The organism is Plantactinospora sp. BB1, assembly GCF_003030385.1.
Classification (GTDB): domain Bacteria; phylum Actinomycetota; class Actinomycetes; order Mycobacteriales; family Micromonosporaceae; genus Plantactinospora.
This window is the reverse complement of sequence record NZ_CP028159.1, coordinates 6609653-6626585: the sequence shown is the minus strand read 5'-3', so window position 1 is coordinate 6626585 and position 16933 is coordinate 6609653. Positions and strand designations below refer to the sequence as shown.

The window sequence follows — 16933 nt, the reverse complement described above, 5'->3', positions numbered from 1 at the left end:
CAGCTCAACAAGAATCTTGGCGGCTCGGTCAGTCGGTCGGGTCGGCGGTGGCGGTGGCCTTGCGCGGGGCGGCCTTCTTCGCGGCGGTCTTCTTCGCCGCCGTCGCCTTCGCGGCCGTTGTCTTCTTCGCGGCGGTGGTCTTCTTCGCGGCGGTCTTCTTGCCTGCCGTCTTCTTCGCGGCCGTCTCGCCGCCGGTGGCCTTCGCCGCCGTCTTCTTCGCGGTCGCCTTCTTCGCCGCCCGCTTGCGCGGTGCCGGACCCTTGGCCCGCTTCTCGGCCAGCATCTCCGACGCCTCCTCCAGGGTCAGCGCCTCCGGAGTCTGGCCGCGCCGCAGCGACGCGTTGGTCTCGCCGTCGGTGACGTACGGCCCGAACCGGCCGTCCTTGATCACCAGCGGCTTCTCGGTCAGCGGATCCGCACCCATCTCCCGCAGCGGCGGGGCCGCCGCCCGGCGCTGCCGGGTCTTCGGCGCCGCCAGCAGGGCGAGAGCCTCCTCCAGGGTGACCGTGAAGAGCTGCTCCTCCGACTCCAGCGAACGGTATTCGTCGCCACGCTTCACGTACGGGCCGTACCGGCCGTTCGCGGCGAGCACCTCGGCACCGTCCGGAGCCGTCCCGACCACCCGGGGCAGGGTGAGCAGTCGCAGCGCCTCCGTCATCGTCAACGACTCCGGCGACTGGGAGCGCAGCAGCGACGCCTTGCGCTCGCCACTGGCCACGTACGGGCCGAACCGGCCGGACTTGAGCACGATCGGCTCACCGGTCTCCGGGTGCTCGCCGAGCTTGCGCTCGCCGCCACCGCCGAGGAAGAGCTCGTGCACCTTCTCCGGGGTCAGCTCGTCCGGGGCCACCCCCTCCGGGATCGGTGCCCGGTCGCCGGCCGGGGACGTGTCCTCGGGCGGGCCGCCGTCGCCGGTGTCCCGGGGCGCCTGGGCCGCCGGCTCCGCGCCGGGCAGGCTGCGTTGCAGGTACGGGCCGTAGCGGCCGACCCGGACCACGACGTCGCGCCCCTCGTCGTCCCGGAAGAGCGGGATCGAGTTGACGCTGCGCGCGTCGATCTCGCTCAGGTTCTCGGTGACCATCTTCTTCAGCCCGCCGGACCGGGCGACCGACTGGTCCCCGCCGTCCGGGCTGCCGAAGTAGAACGAGGTCAGGAAGTCCACCGCCGCGTGGTCACCACCGGCGATCTCGTCCAGCTCGTTCTCCATCGCGGCGGTGAAGTTGTAGTCGACGAGTCGCGGGTAGTGCCGCTCCAGCAGGCCGACCACGGCGAAGGCGAGGAAGGACGGGATCAGCGCCTGACCGCGCTTGAAGACGTACCCCCGGTCCTGGATCGTCGCCATGATCGAGGCGTACGTGGAGGGGCGGCCGATGCCCAGCTCCTCCAGCGACTTGACCAGCGACGCTTCGGTGTAGCGGGACGGCGGTTGGGTGTGGTGTCCGGTCGCGGCCAGTTCCTCGGCGGTCAGCGGCTGGTCCTTGACCAGGTTCGGCAGCCGCCGCTCGGCATCCTCGGCCTCGGCGTTCTCGTCGTCGGACGACTCCACGTACGCCCGCAGGAAGCCCGGCTCGGTGATGGTCTTGCCGGTCGCGCCGAAGTCGGCCTCCTCGCCCGCGCCGGAGACCGCCCGGATCCGCACCGAGACGCTGGAGCCGACCGCGTCGGTCATCTGGGACGCGATGGTCCGCCGCCAGATCAGCTCGTAGAGCCGGAACTCCTCGCCGGAAAGCTCGTTCGCCAGCTCACCGGGGGTGCGGAAGTTGTCCCCGGCGGGGCGGATCGCCTCGTGCGCCTCCTGGGCGTTCTTGACCTTGCCGGTGTACCGGCGGGGCTCCGGCGGCACGTTCCGCTCGCCGTACAGCTCGGCGATCTGCCGCCGGGCGGCCGCGATGGCCGTCTCCGACAGGTTCACCGAGTCGGTACGCATATAGGTGATGTAGCCGTTCTCGTACAGCCGCTGGGCGGTGCGCATCGTCTGCTGCGAGGAGAAGCGCAGCTTCCGGGCCGCCTCCTGTTGCAGGGTCGAGGTGATGAACGGCGCGTACGGGCGGCGCCGGTAGGGCTTCTCGTCGACCCGGGTGACCGTGAAAGGCCGCCCGTCGAGGCGGGCGGCCAGGCCACGGGCACCCGCCTCGTCGAGGTGCATCACCCCGGCGCCCGGCTTCACCTGGCCGGTGGTCGGCTCGAAGTCCTTGCCGGTGGCGATCCGGTCCCCGTTCAGCGCGACCAGGGTGGCGGAGAAGGTGCGCGGCCCGTCGGCGGCGCCCTGCACAGCGAGGGTGGCGAGGATGTCCCAGTATTCGGCGCTGCGGAACGCCATCCGCTGCCGCTCGCGCTCGACGACGATCCGGGTGGCGACCGACTGGACCCGGCCGGCGGAGAGCCCGGAGCGGACCTTCCGCCAGAGCACCGGGGAGACCTCGTAGCCGTAGAGCCGGTCCAGGATCCGCCGGGCCTCCTGCGCGTCGACCAGGTCGCGGTCGATCTCGCGCGGGTTGGCCACCGCCGCCTGGATGGCCTGCCGGGTGATCTCGTGGAAGACCATCCGCTTGACCGGCACCTTGGGCTTGAGCGTCTCGACCAGGTGCCAGGCGATCGCCTCGCCCTCGCGGTCCTCGTCGGTGGCGAGGAAGACCTCGTCCACCTCCTTGGCCAGCCGGGTCAACTTGCTGATCTGCTGCCTGCGGTCCGGGGACACGACGTAGAGGGCGGCGAAGCCGTTGTCGACGTCCACGCCGAGCCGGGCCCACGACTCGCCCTTGTATTTGGCGGGCACGTCGTCGGCGTTGCGCGGCAGGTCACGGACGTGACCCAGGCTGGCCTCGACGACGTATCCCGGGCCGAGATAGCCCGAGATCGTCTTGGCCTTCGCCGGTGACTCGACGATGACCAGACGGGTGCTCCTGGCGTTGCTCGGCACGTCTCTCCTGACCTCACTCACGATCTTTCCCCCTGCGGACCGCCCTGTCCGCGCCCGCCGCCGGGGCCGGATCGGCCGCCCGGTGGCCAGACGTCCAACGTAACGCGCTCCCCGACCGCCGAGTTGCGCGGCCCGCGAAGAGCACCGCTACGCTGCGGTGACACGGGGTGCAACAACAAGGGACGGGCGGTCATGCCGGACGGCGACACCGTACACCCACCGGCGATCCGTGCGGGACCAACCGGACGGATCATGCCGCACTCGGTGGGTCATTAAACGGATTAACCGAACAAATCTGACTTCCGGCTGTCCGGGATACGACAGCGGTCGATCCCTCCGAGTAACGGCCACCGCTACCCGATCGAGACTACTCACGGCACACCGCCCGGCCACTGGCTCGGCGGCGCCGTCGGCGGGCGGTCACCCACCAGCTCCGCCAGCCGGGCCAGCCGACGCCGCCCGGTGATCCGGTACGCCGGACCGCCCGCCCCGGCGTCGAGCAGTACCGCCGGCAGGCCGATCGCGGCCAGCGCCGCGCCGACCGGCTCCCAGCACGCCTCGTCGGCGGCACCGAGCCGGAGCACGAAACCGAGCGGCTCGGGAGTGCCGGCCGCCGCCGCCCAGAGCCGCAGCCGGGGGCCGGTCAGGAAGAAGGTGCCGGGCGGGCGCTTCACCGTGCCGCGCAGCCAACTCGCCGCCAGCGGGGCGAGCAGGGTGCTGTAGGAGGTCTGCACCCCGTGCTGCTCCGCCACCCGACCCAGCCAGCTGGCGGTCAACCCCCGGCGGGCCAGCTCGGCGACGAGTACGTGCACCCGCCAGGCGGCGTCCACCACGACGGTGATCCGGGCCGTCCCACCCATCCGAACCAGTTCCCCCGGCCCGGCCAGCAGCCCGGCGAGATCACCGACGGAGGGATCGGCGGCCTCCACCCCGAAGAGCGAGAGCTGCCGTACCGGTGGAACGGCCGGCGGCGAGACCCCGGCCCGCCCGGCCGACGCCCCGGACCGCTCCCGGCCGGTACCGGCCGGATCCGCGTCCGGTCCGGGCCGCTCCGGCGGCACCCCGACCGACGAGGGCCGGCCGCCCGGCGCACCGCCGACCGGCTCCGGCTGGGCCGGGATCAGCGCGGTCGGCTCCGAGGGTGTCAGCGCGGCCGGCTCCGAGGGCGCTCCGCCCGGTGCCGGTTCCGGCGGTGGGTCGGGTGGCTCGGCGGCCGCGCCGGCCGGGTCGGGCGACTCGGCCGGTACGGGCGGGACGGGCGGCGTCAGCGACACTCCGGAACCTCGTCGAAGGCCCGCTTCAACTCCACCGAGTCCAGCTCGCTGGTGTCGAGCGAACTGGCGTCGTACTCCTTGTTGAGGGTGTCGACCGCGGCCTTGACGCCGTCGTAGAACTCGCTGGGCTGCCCGGTGCCGAGTGCCTCGATCGCCGCGCCGGCCCGGCCGTAGGCGTCCCGGACGGCGGTCAGCGAGGCGACGAAGCCCTGGGAGACCGCCTCACCCTTGTCGGTGTCCGGTATGCCGGCCGCCGCCACCTTCTGCCGAGCCGTCTCGCTGGCCTGTTCGGCGCCCCGGAGCAGCCGGACCAGGTTCTCCTTGGCCTGCGCCGGGCTGGTCTGCGCGGTCATCTGCTGCTGGGTGCTCCGGGTCAGCGTCCCGATCTCGGCCCGCCAGGGGGCCAGTGCCGCACAGACGGCGGCGGCCCAGGCCTGCGGGGTGGGTCCCCCGGCGCAGCCCCCGAGGAGCAGGGCGATCGTGCACAGGGCCGCCGTGAACCTTCCGGCGGATGCCGTGCGGGGGGTACGCATGCGTTGCAGCGTACGGGTTGGAGCCGGCTTCGCGAGGGGGGTAATCGGCCGAGCCCGCCCCCGGCACCTCGCCGGGCCGTCCGGGCCGGCTCCCGGCACCGCACGTCGGAGCGCCCGGACCGGTCGGCGTTGGGGGCGACGGGCGCCGCTGGCGGCGGGGCGGGCGGGCGACGGCGGCGGGGCGGGCGCCGGGGGCAGCGGGGCGGCCGGGCGCCGGGGGCGCAGACGGGTCCGGGCCCGCCGCGCGTACGCGACGGGCCCGGTTCCGGACTTGCCCTGGTTCAGACCTTGACCGTCTCCGGCTGCTGGTCGGAGCTGCCGCTGCCGGCACCTCCGGTGTCCGAGTCGGCGTCCGACATCGCCACCGGCTTGCGCTTGCTGAAGACCACCGCCGCCACGATGATCAGCGCCGCGACGACCGCGACCCCGATCCGCAGCGCGGTGTTCTTGTCCTCGCCGACGCTCCAGGCCACCACGGCCGGGGCGATCAGCAGCGAGACCAGGTTCATCACCTTGATCAGCGGGTTGATCGCCGGCCCGGCGGTGTCCTTGAACGGGTCACCGACCGTGTCGCCGATCACCGTGGCCGCGTGCGACTCCGAACCCTTGCCGCCGTACGCGCCGTCCTCGACGAGCTTCTTGGCGTTGTCCCAGGCGCCGCCCGAGTTGGCCAGGAAGACCGCCATCAGGGTGCCGGCCCCGATGGCACCGGCCAGGTACGCGGCCAGCGCACCCGGGCCGAGCCCGAAGCCGACCGCGATCGGCGCCAGGATGGCGAGCAGCCCCGGGGTCATCAGCTCGCGCTGCGCGTCCCGGGTGCAGATGTCGACCACCTTGCCGTACTCCGGCCGCTGGCTGTAATCCATGATCCCGGGCAGCTCGCGGAACTGCCGGCGTACCTCCATCACCACGGCACCGGCCGAGCGGGAGACCGCGTTGATGGCCAGACCGGAGAAGAGGAAGACGACCGCGGCACCGACGATCAGACCCACCAGGTTGCGTGGGTTGGCCACGTTGAGCAGCCCGTCGATCGACAGGTCGGAACCCGCGTCCCGCAGTGCCGTACCCAGCGTGTCGGTGTACGACCCGAAGAGCGCGGTGGCGGCGAGTACCGCCGTGGCGATCGCGATGCCCTTGGTGATCGCCTTGGTGGTGTTGCCAACCGCGTCCAGCTCGGTGAGGGTACGCGCGCCCTGCTCGTCGATGTCTCCGGACATCTCGGCGATGCCCTGCGCGTTGTCGGAGATCGGCCCGAAGGTGTCCATCGCGACGATCACGCCGACCGTGGTGAGCAGACCGGTACCGGCCAGCGCCACCGCGAAGAGCGAGAGCGTGAGCGAGCCGCCGCCGAGCAGGAAGGCGCCGAAGACCCCGGCGCCGATCAGCAGTGCGGAGTAGACCGCCGACTCCAGGCCGACGCTGATCCCGGCCAGTACCACGGTGGCCGGACCGGTCAGCGACGACTTGCCGATGTCCTGCACCGGCCGCCGGTTGGTCTCGGTGAAGTAGCCGGTCAGCGCCTGGATGGCGGCGGCCAGCACGATGCCGATCACGACGGCGCCGATGGCGAGGATCCGCGGGTCGATCGGCTCCGCCGCACCCTCGGCCAGGCCGAGCGTGCCACGCCAGTCGTCGCCCAGCAGCTCGGCCCAGGTGGCCGGCAGGTAGACGAAGGACATCACCGCGACCAGGATCGCCGAGACCACCGCGGAGGCGTAGAACGCCCGGTTGATCGCGGTGAGCCCGGACCGGTCGCCGGCCCGCAGCCGGGTGATGAAGACGCCGAGGATGGCGATCAGCACACCGATGGTGGAGACGATCAGCGGGAAGACCAGCCCGTGCTCGCCGAAGGCGGCCCGGCCGAGGATCAGCGCGGCGACCAGGGTGACGGCGTACGACTCGAACAGGTCGGCCGCCATGCCGGCGCAGTCACCGACGTTGTCGCCCACGTTGTCGGCGATGGTCGCCGCGTTGCGCGGGTCGTCCTCCGGGATGCCCTGCTCGACCTTGCCGACCAGGTCGGCGCCGACGTCGGCCGCCTTGGTGAAGATGCCGCCGCCGACCCGCATGAACATGGCGAGCAGCGCGGCACCGAAGCCGAAGCCCTCCAGCACGGTCGGCGCGTCACCCTTGTAGAGCAGGACGACCGCCGCCGCCCCGACCAGGCCGAGGCCGACGGTGAGGAAGCCGACGACGCCACCGGTGCGGAACGCGATCTGCATCGCCGCTTCCCGGCCGCCCTGGTGCTCGCGGGCGGCTGCCGCGACCCGCAGGTTGGCCCGGGTGGCCAGGGCCATGCCGGCACCGCCGATGAAGGCGCTGAACAGCGCACCGACCACGAAGAAGCCCGAGCGGCCGATCTTCACCAGCGTCTCGTTGCCGTCGGTGTCGTGCACCGGCAGCAGGAAGAGCAGGATCACCGCGACCACGACGAAGATCGCGAGGGTGCGGAACTGCCGGAGCAGGTAGGCCGAGGCGCCCTCCTGCACGGCCCCGGCGATCTCCTGCATCTTGTCGGTGCCCTTGCCGGTCGACAGCACGGCCTTGGTCAGCGCACCGGCGAAGCCGAGCGCCACCAGGGCGATAACCGCCGCGACGACGACGTACGACAGGTTCTCACCGCCGAGGGACAGCCCGCCACCGTCGGCGGCCATATGTACGGACATCTATGTCCTCCTGTACCCAACACTCGCGCCGGGCCGGCGGACGAACCGGCCCGACGTCTCCACGCGTGGAGCGCCAACTCGCAAGCGTTCCGCCGGCCCACGGCTCCCGGGACCGGCGATGCTCCCCCACCCACAGGAACGGGACCAGCACACTTGCTGATAACCCCGGGTACTCTAGCGGCCCGTCGTGTTGAGGGTCACAACTAGGACCTGCCCGGTCGCGATGATCTTCGTCGCTGTGTTAGCCGCGCGGTTCTGCTAGAGCGGGTGCCGGTGAGGAGGGCGACTACCGCCCGAGCGGCCAGGCCATCCGGACCTCGGTGCCGATGCCCTCGTCCACCGGGCGCACCTGGAGGTCCTCGACAAAGCCCGCGAGCAGGGCAAACCCGACACCCACCGTCAGGGCCTCGTCGGTCAGCGACTCGTCGGCAAGCTCGTCCGGCGGCAGCGCGGCCAGCCCCAACCCGGCCTCGATCGGCGCCCGGTCGATCACCCGGACCGTGTACGCCGGACCGTCGGACATCTCGACCAGCACCAGATCGCTCAGCCCGTACTGGCGGTGCAGGGCGACCGCCCGGGCGCAGGCCTCGCCGATCGCCAGCCGTACCTCGTCGAGCAGTTCCTCGGGCACGCCGGCCCGCCGGGCCACCGCGACGCCGACCAACCGGGCGGTGCGGACGTGGACCGGGGCCGGGGTGAAGGAGAGTCTGACCCTCGACATCACGCGTCGACCGTCGACATCAGGCATCGGCACGTCGACATCAGGCATCGGCACCGGAGGAGTCGGCCGACGTTGCGGCGTCCACCGTGGGGTAGATCGGGAAGACCTGGTCGAGCGCGGTGATCCGGAAGATCTTGAGCAGCGGCTCCTTGTCGCAGACCAGCCCGAAGGTCCCGCCGACCGGACGCAGCCGCTTGAGCGCCCCCACCAGCACGCCGAGGCCGGTCGAGTCGAGGAAGTCCACCCGGCCCAGATCCACCACGATCGCCCGGGCCCCACCGTCGATCAGCTCGACCAGACGTTCACGCAGCCTCGGGGCGGTGTAGACGTCGACCTCGCCGCCGACCTCCAACACGGTGTAATCACCGATGGTGCGGGTCGTCAGCGACAGATCCATCAGTCCTCCTCTGACCGGCCAGGAACCTCCTGGGCATCTAACCATCGAGCAGCGGACCGCGCATCGAGGGCGGCCGGCCGCCACCCGGCCTTCCGACGCACGTACGAGAGTGCGAGAGTGCAGGGCGTGACGTTTCCAGCAACAGTATCGGCCGGCACCGGGGGCGGGGACTCCCGCCCGGCCGGTCACCCCGGCGCGGGTGAGCTGCTGGACCTGCTGCGCGCCCGCACACCGGGCGGTGCGGGCGGCAACCCGGTCACGCACGTCGAACGGGTACCGGCCCGCCCGGGCACGGCGGTCGACTGGCCGGAGTGGGTGCCGGCGGAGCTGCGCGCCGCCCTCGCCGGGCAGGGCGTGGTCGCGCCGTGGCGGCACCAGGCCGAGGCGGCCGGGCACGCGTACGCCGGCCGGCACGTGGTGGTCGCCACCGGCACCGCGTCGGGAAAGTCGCTCGCGTACCAGCTCCCGGCGCTGGCCACGCTGCTCACCGACCCCCGGGCCACCGTGCTCTACCTCGCCCCGACCAAGGCGCTCGCCGCCGACCAGCTCCGAGCCGTCGCCGCGCTCGGCCTCGACGGGGTACGCCCGGCGTGTTACGACGGCGACACCCCGCGCACCGAGCGGGACTGGATCCGTCAGCACTCCCGGTTCGTGCTGACCAACCCGGACATGCTGCACCACGGCATCCTGCCGGGGCACGCGAAGTGGTCCGCCTTCCTGCGCCGGCTGGCGTTCGTGGTGGTCGACGAGTGCCACACCTACCGGGGCGTCTTCGGGTCGCACGTGGCACACGTACTGCGCCGGCTGCGGCGGCAGGCGGCGCGCTATCCGGGTACCCGCAGGCCGGTGCCGGGGCAGCGGGGCGCGACCGGCGGTCCCGGGCCGGCACCGGACGGACCGGTCTTCGTGCTGGCCTCGGCGACCTCCGGCGACCCGGCCGCGGCGGCCGAGCGGCTGACCGGGCTGCCGGTCACGGCGGTCACCGAGGACACCGCGCCACGCGGCGGGCTGACCTTCGCGCTCTGGGAGCCGCCGCTGCTGCCGCCGCCGTCGGGCGCCCCGGAGCCGGCCGACCTCGCCGAGGAGGTGACGGCGGGCGCCGGGGTGGACGCCGCACCGGTACGCCGCTCCGCGCTGCGCGAGACCGCCGACCTGCTCAGCGACACGGTCGCGGCCGGGGTCCGGACGCTGGCCTTCGTCCGGTCCCGGCGCGGGGCCGAGGTGATCGCCACCACCGCCCGGCGCTCGCTGGACGAGGCGGTACCCGGGCTCGGCGCCCGGGTCGCCGCCTACCGGTCCGGCTACCTGCGCGAGGAGCGCCGCTCGCTGGAGCGGGCGCTGCTCGGCGGCGAGCTGCTCGGGCTCGCCTCGACCAGCGCGCTGGAACTCGGCGTCGACCTGGTCGGCCTGGACGCGGTGCTGATCTGCGGCTATCCGGGCACCCGGGCCTCGCTCTGGCAGCAGGCCGGCCGGGCCGGTCGCTCCGGCCGGGAGGCGCTGGCGGTGCTGGTGGCCCGGGACGACCCGCTGGACACCTATCTGGTGCACCATCCGGAGGCGCTGTTCGGCCGGCCCGTCGAGGCGACCGTGCTCGACCCGGCCAACCCGTACGTGCTGGGGCCGCAACTGGCCTGCGCGGCGGCCGAGTCCCCGCTCACCCCGGCCGACCTGGAACTCTTCGGCGAGGGGGCGAAGGAGGCGGTCGAGGCGCTGGTGGCCGCAGGCGCGCTCCGGCACCGCCCGACCGGCTGGTACTGGCGGCACGTGGGGCGGCCCGAGGTGGACCTGCGCGGCACCGGCGGCGCCCCGGTCGACGTGGTCGAGTCCGCCACCGGCCGGCTGCTCGGCACGGTCGACCCGGCGTCGGCGCACTTCCAGGTCCATCCCGGCGCGGTCTACCTGCACCAGGGCGTGTCGTACGTGGTGGACCACCTCGACCTCGACGACGGGTGTGCGCTGGTGCACGCCGAGGAGCCGGACTGGTCCACCCATCCCCGGGACGTCACCTCGCTCTCCGTCGTCTCGGTCCGCTCCTACCTCGACGCAGGGCCGGTCGGGATGTTCCTCGGCGAGGTCGACGTGACCAGCCAGGTGGTGTCGTACCAGCGCCGCCGGCTCGCCTCCGGCGAGGTGCTGGCCACCCTGCCGCTGGACCTGCCCGCCCGGGAGCTGCGTACGGTCGCGGTCTGGTTCACGGTCTCGCCGGAGTCGCTGGCGGCGGCCGGGGTGGAGGCGGCCGAGGTGCCGGGCGCGCTGCACGCGGCCGAGCACGCCGCGATCGGACTGCTGCCGCTGGTCGCCACCTGCGACCGCTGGGACATCGGCGGGCTCTCCACGGCGAACCATCCGGACACCGAGGCGCCGACGGTCTTCGTCTACGACGGGCACCCGGGTGGCGCGGGATTCGCCGAGCGGGCGTACCGGGCGGCGTCGCAGTGGCTCTCGGCGACCCGGGACGCGATCGCCGAATGCGGCTGCGAGGCCGGCTGCCCGTCCTGCGTGCAGTCCCCGAAGTGCGGCAACGGCAACAACCCGCTGGCCAAGCCGGAGGCGGTCCGGGTCCTCGACGTGGTGCTGTCCAACCTGGCCAGGGTGGCTCCGGCGGAGCCCGACGACCTGCCGCCACAGACTGATCGCGGATAGTCGGTATTCGCATGCATGGATCTATGGGGATCCGGTTAAGTTACGCTGGGAGCGCTTCCACGGATCCGCCTGAGGAGGACGTCGTGGCCGACACCATCGCCGAGACCGTCGAACTGCTGTACACCATCGACCAGGCACATCTGACCGTCGACCAGCAGATCGCGCTCTCCCAGGCGTACGCGGCACTGGCCCAGGCAGAACGCCTGGACCAGATCCACCAGATGCTGCACAGCATCCACCAGGTGCTGAACAGCTGGGTGGTGCGCCGGGCCACCGAGGGCAGCATCCGCTGAGCAGGCATGCGAGAGGGACCCTTCCCGAGTACTCCGGGAGAGGGTCCCTTCCGCACCGCCGAGGTCGCGGTCAGCCGGAGACCGAGAAGCTGTTGGTGACGAAGTCCCGACCGCCGGCGGACGAGGTGATCTCGTAGCCGAGCTGGACGTCCCCGATCGTGACGTCACCGAACCAGCCACGGTCCCGGATCCAGGTCGCGATGGCCCGGACGTCGACCGTGCCGGAGTTGGTGTTGCCGCTCCGGATGAACGAGTAGACCTGGTTGGCCCCGTTCGACCCCCGGTAGATGTCCCAGGTGTGGCCGCCGACCGACGCCCTCACCTGGAAGCTGCCGAGCGGGCCGACCGGCCCGTACTTGTTCATCCAGAGCATGATCTCGTGAGCGTGGTCGGTGGTCCAGATGTCGTACGCCGTGGTGTAGGCGAGCCCGCTGCCGCTGGTCGGTACCGTCACATTGAACCTGCTGGTGACGTTGCCCAGGGCGCTCACCCGACGCCCGATGTACCGGGTCGCGTTCGGGTACGACTTGATCCCACCGGTGTTCGGATGGTTGGCCGTGACTCCCCAGTTGCTCGGCGAGTTGGCCCAGATGGTCTGCGAGCCGTGGCCGGAGCCCCAGATGTTGTTGTAGAGCGTGTAACCGCCGCTGGACCAGGTGCCCCAGCGGTCGCTGGAAGTCCAGACGGCGGCCTGGACCGGTGCGGGTGCGGCGGTGACGGTCAGTACGACGGCGAGCGCGAACGCGCCGATCGTCAGACGTGCGGTGCGCAGCACGATGACCTCCTTGTCTCCCCCGGCGTTCCAGGGACGGACGCCGGGATGGCCGGAGCAGCCGAACAACTCGACTGCGGGCAGCCGAACACTTCGACTGCGGCATGGAGATGGCGCGCGCGACATCGCTCACCGAAATTTAGTTTTGCTTCCAAACTAAGTCAATAGATGTGCACCGATCACATTCGGGCGAAGCCGCACCCCTCGGGATCGCATTGACACACCCAAATCTGCCTACATAGAGTTGATGTTCCTTACGCTCAGTCATCGCCGCTGGTCGGTGGCTCCGGCGCCGCCCGGTACCGTCCCGAAGGGTCGCCGCCGTGTCCATCCCCGTCAGCACCGTGGCCGGCCACGAACCGGCCGGAGATCAGGTCGCCCGTGGTGCCGCGCCGGTCACCGGCCGACCCGGCCGTCGCCGCCACCGTCCGTACGCTCCGCTGGCCCCGATCGCCGCCGGCCTGGCACTGGTCACCACCGCCTCCCTCGCGGTGGTCCTGCCCTCGACCGTCGCGAGTGCGGTCCACGGGGCCGGTGGCGCCGCATTGGTTCGTGAAGCCCGGGTGGTCAGTGACCTCGCAGTGGTCTCGGACGCGGCAGTGGTCTCGGACGCCGCAGTGGTCGGTGAGGCGGCAGTGGTCGGTGAGGCCGCAGTGGTGTCGGACGGCAAAGGAGGCGCGGGCGGCGAAGGGGTCGCGGGCGGTGGGGTGGTGGTGGATGGCGGGGCGGTCACGGACGCCGGCGTGGTGGCGGCGGCGCCGCTGTTCGGGGACGACTTCGAAGACGGCGACGCGGTCGGCTGGTCGACCGTCGGCGGGCAGTGGTCGGTCGGCGGCGACACCGTCGGCGGCGACACCACGCAGGCGTACCGGCAACGTTCCGGCAGCGCCCTGGCCAGCGCCCGCAGCGGCGACCCGAACTGGACCGACTACACGGTCAGCACAGAGGTCAGACCGACCGCGCTGGGCAGCTCGCGCTCCTCGATCGGGCTGCTCGCCCGGGTCCAGTCCACCACCAGCCACTACTACCTGAACCTTCGCGGGAACAGTCAGCTCGAACTCGGCAAGCTCGTCTCCGGCCGGGCCACCGTGCTCGCCTCCGCTCCGGTGACGGCGGCGATCGGCGGTTGGCAGACGCTGCGACTCGCCCTCCGGGGCGACCGACTCGTCGGGCACCTCGGGTCCGCCACGGTCACCGCCACCGACGGCCAGTTCGGCCAGGGCCGGATCGGTCTGAGCACCAGCTACGCCACCGGATGGTTCGACAACGTCCTGGTGGAGCCGTCGGCCCCGGACATCCAACCACCGACCGTGCCCGGCCGGCCACAGGTGCTCTCCGTTGTACCGGGTGCGGTCACCATCACCTGGCCGGCCTCGACCGACGACGTCGGGGTGACGCAGTACTACGTGTACCAGGGCGACCAGTTCTACTCGCAGTATCTGGCCCGGGTCGTACCGGACAACGCCCCGCTGACCCTGCAACTGGCTCCGACGGCAGCCCAGACCCACTTCTCGATCACGGCGCGCGACGCGGCCGGCAACACGTCGGGGTTCTCCGCTCGTACCTCCGTCCGGCAGCCGCCGAGCTTCCCGCGCAGCGGTGACAACACCGTCGCGCCCAGCCCACCGGGCGCCCCCGTGGTCACCGCCGTCACCCCGAACGGCTACCTGGTCGCCTGGGAGCCGGCGACGGACGACATCGGCGTGGTCGAATACCACGTCTACCACGTGTTCGCGGTGGACGAGATCCGGGTCGAGGCCAAGGTCAGCACCAACACCGCCGTGATCGCGCCGCGCGGCGGCTACGAGACGATCTACGTGGTCGCGTACGACGCGTCGTGGAACGCCAGCAGCAGTCCCACCGTGCAGCTCCTGCCACCACCGACACCGCCGGCTGCCCGCTGAGGCGTGTTTCGCAAGTCGGGCTGGCAGCGGCGAGGTCGCGGCTGGTGCGGGCGAGCGGGTCATCTTCGCCTAGGTGTCAGTCGGGCCGGTCTGCTCGCCTCGGACCGGCCCCGCTCGGGCTGTCGCGCTGGCGACCCTGGTCATCCCTGGCAGCGGTTCGACCGTCACCTCGGCAGTGACCAGGAGATCGAGGCCGTCCAGCGTGCAGCCGGTGACCCGGGCGCTGTTCGCGGCGGCGATGGCCGTCGCCCGGGCACAGGCCCGATCCGGACCCGCCAGCACCTGGGTGGCCCCGGCGAGCGCACCGAGGTCAGCCGCGACCCGGGCCTGGTGCCGGGCCACCCGGGCGGCGCCGATCGCCGCCGCACCGAGGCTCAAGACCACCAGCACCAGTCCCACGGCGAGCAGCCAGAGGGTGGCACTGCCCCGATCGGACCCACCGCATCGCGAGACCGGCTGGCATCCTCGGCCGGCAGGACGCCGAGCATCGAATCCGCCGCACCGCGAGAGTGGTCGGCTGCCTCGGTCGGGTGGACGCTGAACAGTTGATCGGCGCCGTCCCCGGCCGGACCAGTTCCAGTCGCGGCCGTGACGAGCCCGGGGTGCTCTGCGGTCCGCCGCCGTCATGAGAGCGGCTCCGGTGCGCCCGGTTCGACCGCCGCCACCGCGATCGCGCTCACCGTCAACCGGGGCAACCTCGCACCGAGTGCGCGTACCGGTGCCCGTACCGTGGCGACCGTCCGGTCACCGTTCACCGAGACCGACACCGTCGCGCCCGGCGGTGCCGCCCGCGCACCGGCGGGTACGCCGGGGGCACCGCGGGAGGCGGCCAGGGCCGCCTCCCGCGCCGCGTCCACACACTGTGCCTTTGTGGTCGCCGCGTTCACGGCGGTGAGCCCGGCGAGCAGCAGCAACAACAGCGCCGGCAGGCCGGCCGCCAACTCGGCGGTGAACGAGCCCCGGTCGTGGTCGACCGACCGGCGCCGGCTCACGACAGGGCCCGGTCGATCACGCTCGCCAGTGCGGCCTGCACCCGGCCGGAGGTGAGTACCTTCAGCAGGATCCCGGCGAAGGCGACGGCGGCGAGGGTGCCGACGGCGTACTCGGCGGTGTTCATCCCGGCGTCGCCACGCAACCGGGCGTTCAACTTGCGGAGCATGGAGTTCCCTTCTCGGATCGGTCACAGGACGTCGCCGAGCACGGCGACGATCACCGGCACCAGGCCGGCGAGAATGAAGGCGGGCAGAAAACACAGGCCGAGCGGCAACACGATCAGCACCCCGGCCCGGCGGGCCGCCGCCTCGGCCCCGGTCACCCGGTCGGCCCGCAGGTCGTCGGCGAGCCGGGTCAACGCCCCAGCCAGCGCCGCCCCGCTCGCCGAGGAGCGGACCGCCGCCGACGTCAGCCGCTCCGCGCCCGGCACCGGCCCGAGGCGCGCCCACGCCTCCTCCGGCGTACCGCCGAGCCGGAGGGTCCGGCCGACCTCGGTGAGCCGCTCGCCGAGCGGGCCGGCGAGCGCCTCCGCGACCGCGCAGACGGCGCCGTCGACCGGTGCGCCGGCCCGTAGTGCCGCCGCGAGCAGGTCGGCCGCGAGCGGCAGGTCGGCTGACTCACGTAGCCGACGTCGCCGCACGGCCGCTGGTTCGAGCCGACGGAGCAACCGGTCGAGGCCGACCGCCGTGACCACCCCGAGCAGTACGCCGAGCCAGCCGCCGAGCAGGACTCCGGCCGCCAGTCCGGCCAAGCCGGCGGCCAGCCGGACGAGGTCGATCGGCCCCGACCAGCCTGCCCGGCTATTGCCCCAGCCGCGCCGGCTCCCGTCCCGCCCGCGTCCCGGCTCTCGGTCGCCGCACTCGTCGAGACCGTTGTGCTCGTCGGCACCGTTGTGCTCGTCGGCACCGTTGCGCAGCTGGGTGGTGGCGTGGCGTGCCCGGCGCCCGGTCGGCCCGGCTGTCCGACGGGACGGCCCGACGGTGCCGAGCGCGGAGAGCCGCCCTCGGGACGACCGGCGGGCGGGGACCCCGACCAGCGTCAGCAGCAGGGCGAGACCGATCAGTACTCCCGGGACCAGGGTCCGCATCGTGCTCAGCGCCCCGAGGTCGCGACCGAGGCGAACTGGCCGGCCTCACGGCCCGTTCCGTCCGTACGACCGGCACCGCTGAGCCGACCCGCCCAGAACAAACCGGCGAGTTGCAGGGTGACGGCGCCGGCCGCACAGGCGGCACCGATCGGGGTGTGCAACAGAATCGCCAGCGGGTCGACGCCGATGCCGTAGCCCAGGGCGATGCCGCCGGCCGGCAACGCCGCCAACAGCCAGGCGGTGGCACGTGCACCGGCAGCCTGTGCCTCGGCGGCGGCGAGCCCTCGGTCCATCGCCCGGGCGTCGGCCTCGATCCGCTCCAACAGGTCGGCCAGGGGTGCGCCGGTCTGCTCGGCGAGACGTACCGCCGACCGGGCGAGACCGGCGAGTCGGTCCGATCCGTCGGCCGCCAGCATCACGGTCGACGGCGGCAGCCCGGCTCGCAGGTCGGCGGCGAGGCCGCAGAGTGCGTCGAGTTGGCCGCGATGTGTCCGTTCAGCCCACCGGCCGGCCCGGCGGCGCAGCAGGCCGCGTACCGCCATCGCGGTGTAGGCGGCCACGGCGAGCGCCGCGACCGGGCCACCGGCGAGCATTCCGCCGACGCCGCCCAGCACGACACCGACGACCACGGCCCGCCAGGGCGGCACGGAGGCGAGCAGCCGATCCAACACGGTCGACCAGGATGCAGGCGGACCGGCCGAGTCGGCCCCTGCCGGCCCGTCTCCTCCCG

The 16933-nt window shown here is 72.8% G+C and carries 14 protein-coding genes and 1 pseudogene; 3 read left to right on the top strand and 12 right to left on the bottom strand.

Annotated features, from left to right (window positions below):
- Positions 1-28: 28 nt before the first annotated feature.
- From topA to C6W10_RS28865, 6 genes are all read right to left on the bottom strand, one after another.
- Positions 29-2920, bottom strand: a complete 2892-nt coding sequence (gene topA / locus C6W10_RS28890; protein ID WP_107262242.1) for a type I DNA topoisomerase — start codon at positions 2918-2920, stop codon at positions 29-31.
- A gap of 371 nt (positions 2921-3291) precedes the next feature.
- The gene (locus tag C6W10_RS28885) at positions 3292-4041 is read right to left on the bottom strand and encodes a hypothetical protein (RefSeq protein ID WP_369931441.1); all 750 of its coding nucleotides are present in this window, start codon (positions 4039-4041) and stop codon (positions 3292-3294) included.
- A gap of 143 nt (positions 4042-4184) precedes the next feature.
- Entirely contained in the window at positions 4185-4727 is a 543-nt protein-coding gene (locus C6W10_RS28880) for a hypothetical protein (protein ID WP_107262240.1), read from the bottom strand.
- Positions 4728-5008: 281 nt separating this feature from the next.
- Positions 5009-7393, bottom strand: a complete 2385-nt coding sequence (locus C6W10_RS28875; RefSeq protein ID WP_107262238.1) for a sodium-translocating pyrophosphatase — start codon at positions 7391-7393, stop codon at positions 5009-5011.
- Positions 7394-7679: 286 nt separating this feature from the next.
- Positions 7680-8117 (bottom strand): ATP-binding protein, encoded by a 438-nt coding sequence (locus C6W10_RS28870; protein WP_101368439.1) that lies wholly within the window; start codon positions 8115-8117, stop codon positions 7680-7682.
- 37 nt (positions 8118-8154) lie between these two features.
- The gene (locus tag C6W10_RS28865) at positions 8155-8511 is read right to left on the bottom strand and encodes an STAS domain-containing protein (RefSeq protein WP_107262236.1); all 357 of its coding nucleotides are present in this window, start codon (positions 8509-8511) and stop codon (positions 8155-8157) included.
- 204 nt (positions 8512-8715) lie between these two features.
- On the opposite strand from C6W10_RS28865, the gene C6W10_RS28860 reads away from it, so the two are divergent.
- The gene (locus C6W10_RS28860; protein ID WP_107264358.1) at positions 8716-11154 is read left to right on the top strand and encodes a DEAD/DEAH box helicase; all 2439 of its coding nucleotides are present in this window, start codon (positions 8716-8718) and stop codon (positions 11152-11154) included.
- 83 nt (positions 11155-11237) lie between these two features.
- Entirely contained in the window at positions 11238-11447 is a 210-nt protein-coding gene (locus C6W10_RS28855; protein ID WP_107262234.1) for a hypothetical protein, read from the top strand.
- 70 nt (positions 11448-11517) lie between these two features.
- Here the strand turns inward: C6W10_RS28855 and C6W10_RS28850 are convergent, their stop codons facing one another.
- On the bottom strand, positions 11518-12222 hold the full coding sequence (locus C6W10_RS28850; protein WP_234358890.1) for a hypothetical protein: 705 nt from the start codon (positions 12220-12222) through the stop codon (positions 11518-11520).
- 320 nt (positions 12223-12542) lie between these two features.
- Here C6W10_RS28850 and C6W10_RS28845 point away from each other — a divergent pair, with 320 nt between their 5' ends.
- Positions 12543-14123: a hypothetical protein gene (locus tag C6W10_RS28845; protein WP_107262230.1), complete on the top strand. Its 1581-nt coding sequence runs from the start codon at positions 12543-12545 to the stop codon at positions 14121-14123.
- A gap of 69 nt (positions 14124-14192) precedes the next feature.
- On the opposite strand, the pseudogene C6W10_RS38880 reads toward C6W10_RS28845, so the two are convergent.
- The 5 genes and pseudogenes from C6W10_RS38880 to C6W10_RS28820 all read right to left on the bottom strand — a co-directional run.
- A pseudogene (locus C6W10_RS38880) lies at positions 14193-14555 on the bottom strand (Rv3654c family TadE-like protein); the annotation flags it as partial.
- A 191-nt stretch (positions 14556-14746) separates the two neighbouring features.
- Positions 14747-15115: a TadE family type IV pilus minor pilin gene (locus C6W10_RS28835; RefSeq protein WP_107262226.1), complete on the bottom strand. Its 369-nt coding sequence runs from the start codon at positions 15113-15115 to the stop codon at positions 14747-14749.
- Positions 15112-15282 (bottom strand): DUF4244 domain-containing protein, encoded by a 171-nt coding sequence (locus tag C6W10_RS28830; RefSeq protein ID WP_107262224.1) that lies wholly within the window; start codon positions 15280-15282, stop codon positions 15112-15114. The genes C6W10_RS28835 and C6W10_RS28830 overlap by 4 nt, the downstream gene beginning before the upstream one ends.
- Positions 15283-15303: 21 nt before the next feature.
- Positions 15304-15894, bottom strand: a complete 591-nt coding sequence (locus C6W10_RS28825) for a type II secretion system F family protein (protein WP_234359635.1) — start codon at positions 15892-15894, stop codon at positions 15304-15306.
- A 314-nt stretch (positions 15895-16208) separates the two neighbouring features.
- Positions 16209-16874 carry a type II secretion system F family protein gene (locus C6W10_RS28820; protein ID WP_199853762.1) on the bottom strand — a complete coding sequence of 222 codons (666 nt, stop codon included), beginning with the start codon at positions 16872-16874 and terminating at the stop codon, positions 16209-16211.
- Between the last annotated feature and the right edge of the window lie 59 nt (positions 16875-16933).

Bases quoted from the DNA above. Each gene is read 5' to 3' on its own strand.
- C6W10_RS28880 (WP_107262240.1), bottom strand. From the start codon at position 4,727: ATGCGTACCCCCCGCACGGCATCCGCCGGAAGGTTCACGGCGGCCCTG.
- C6W10_RS28875 (WP_107262238.1), bottom strand. From the start codon at position 7,393: ATGTCCGTACATATGGCCGCCGACGGTGGCGGGCTGTCCCTCGGCGGT.
- C6W10_RS28865 (WP_107262236.1), bottom strand. From the start codon at position 8,511: ATGGATCTGTCGCTGACGACCCGCACCATCGGTGATTACACCGTGTTG.
- C6W10_RS28830 (WP_107262224.1), bottom strand. From the start codon at position 15,282: ATGCTCCGCAAGTTGAACGCCCGGTTGCGTGGCGACGCCGGGATGAAC.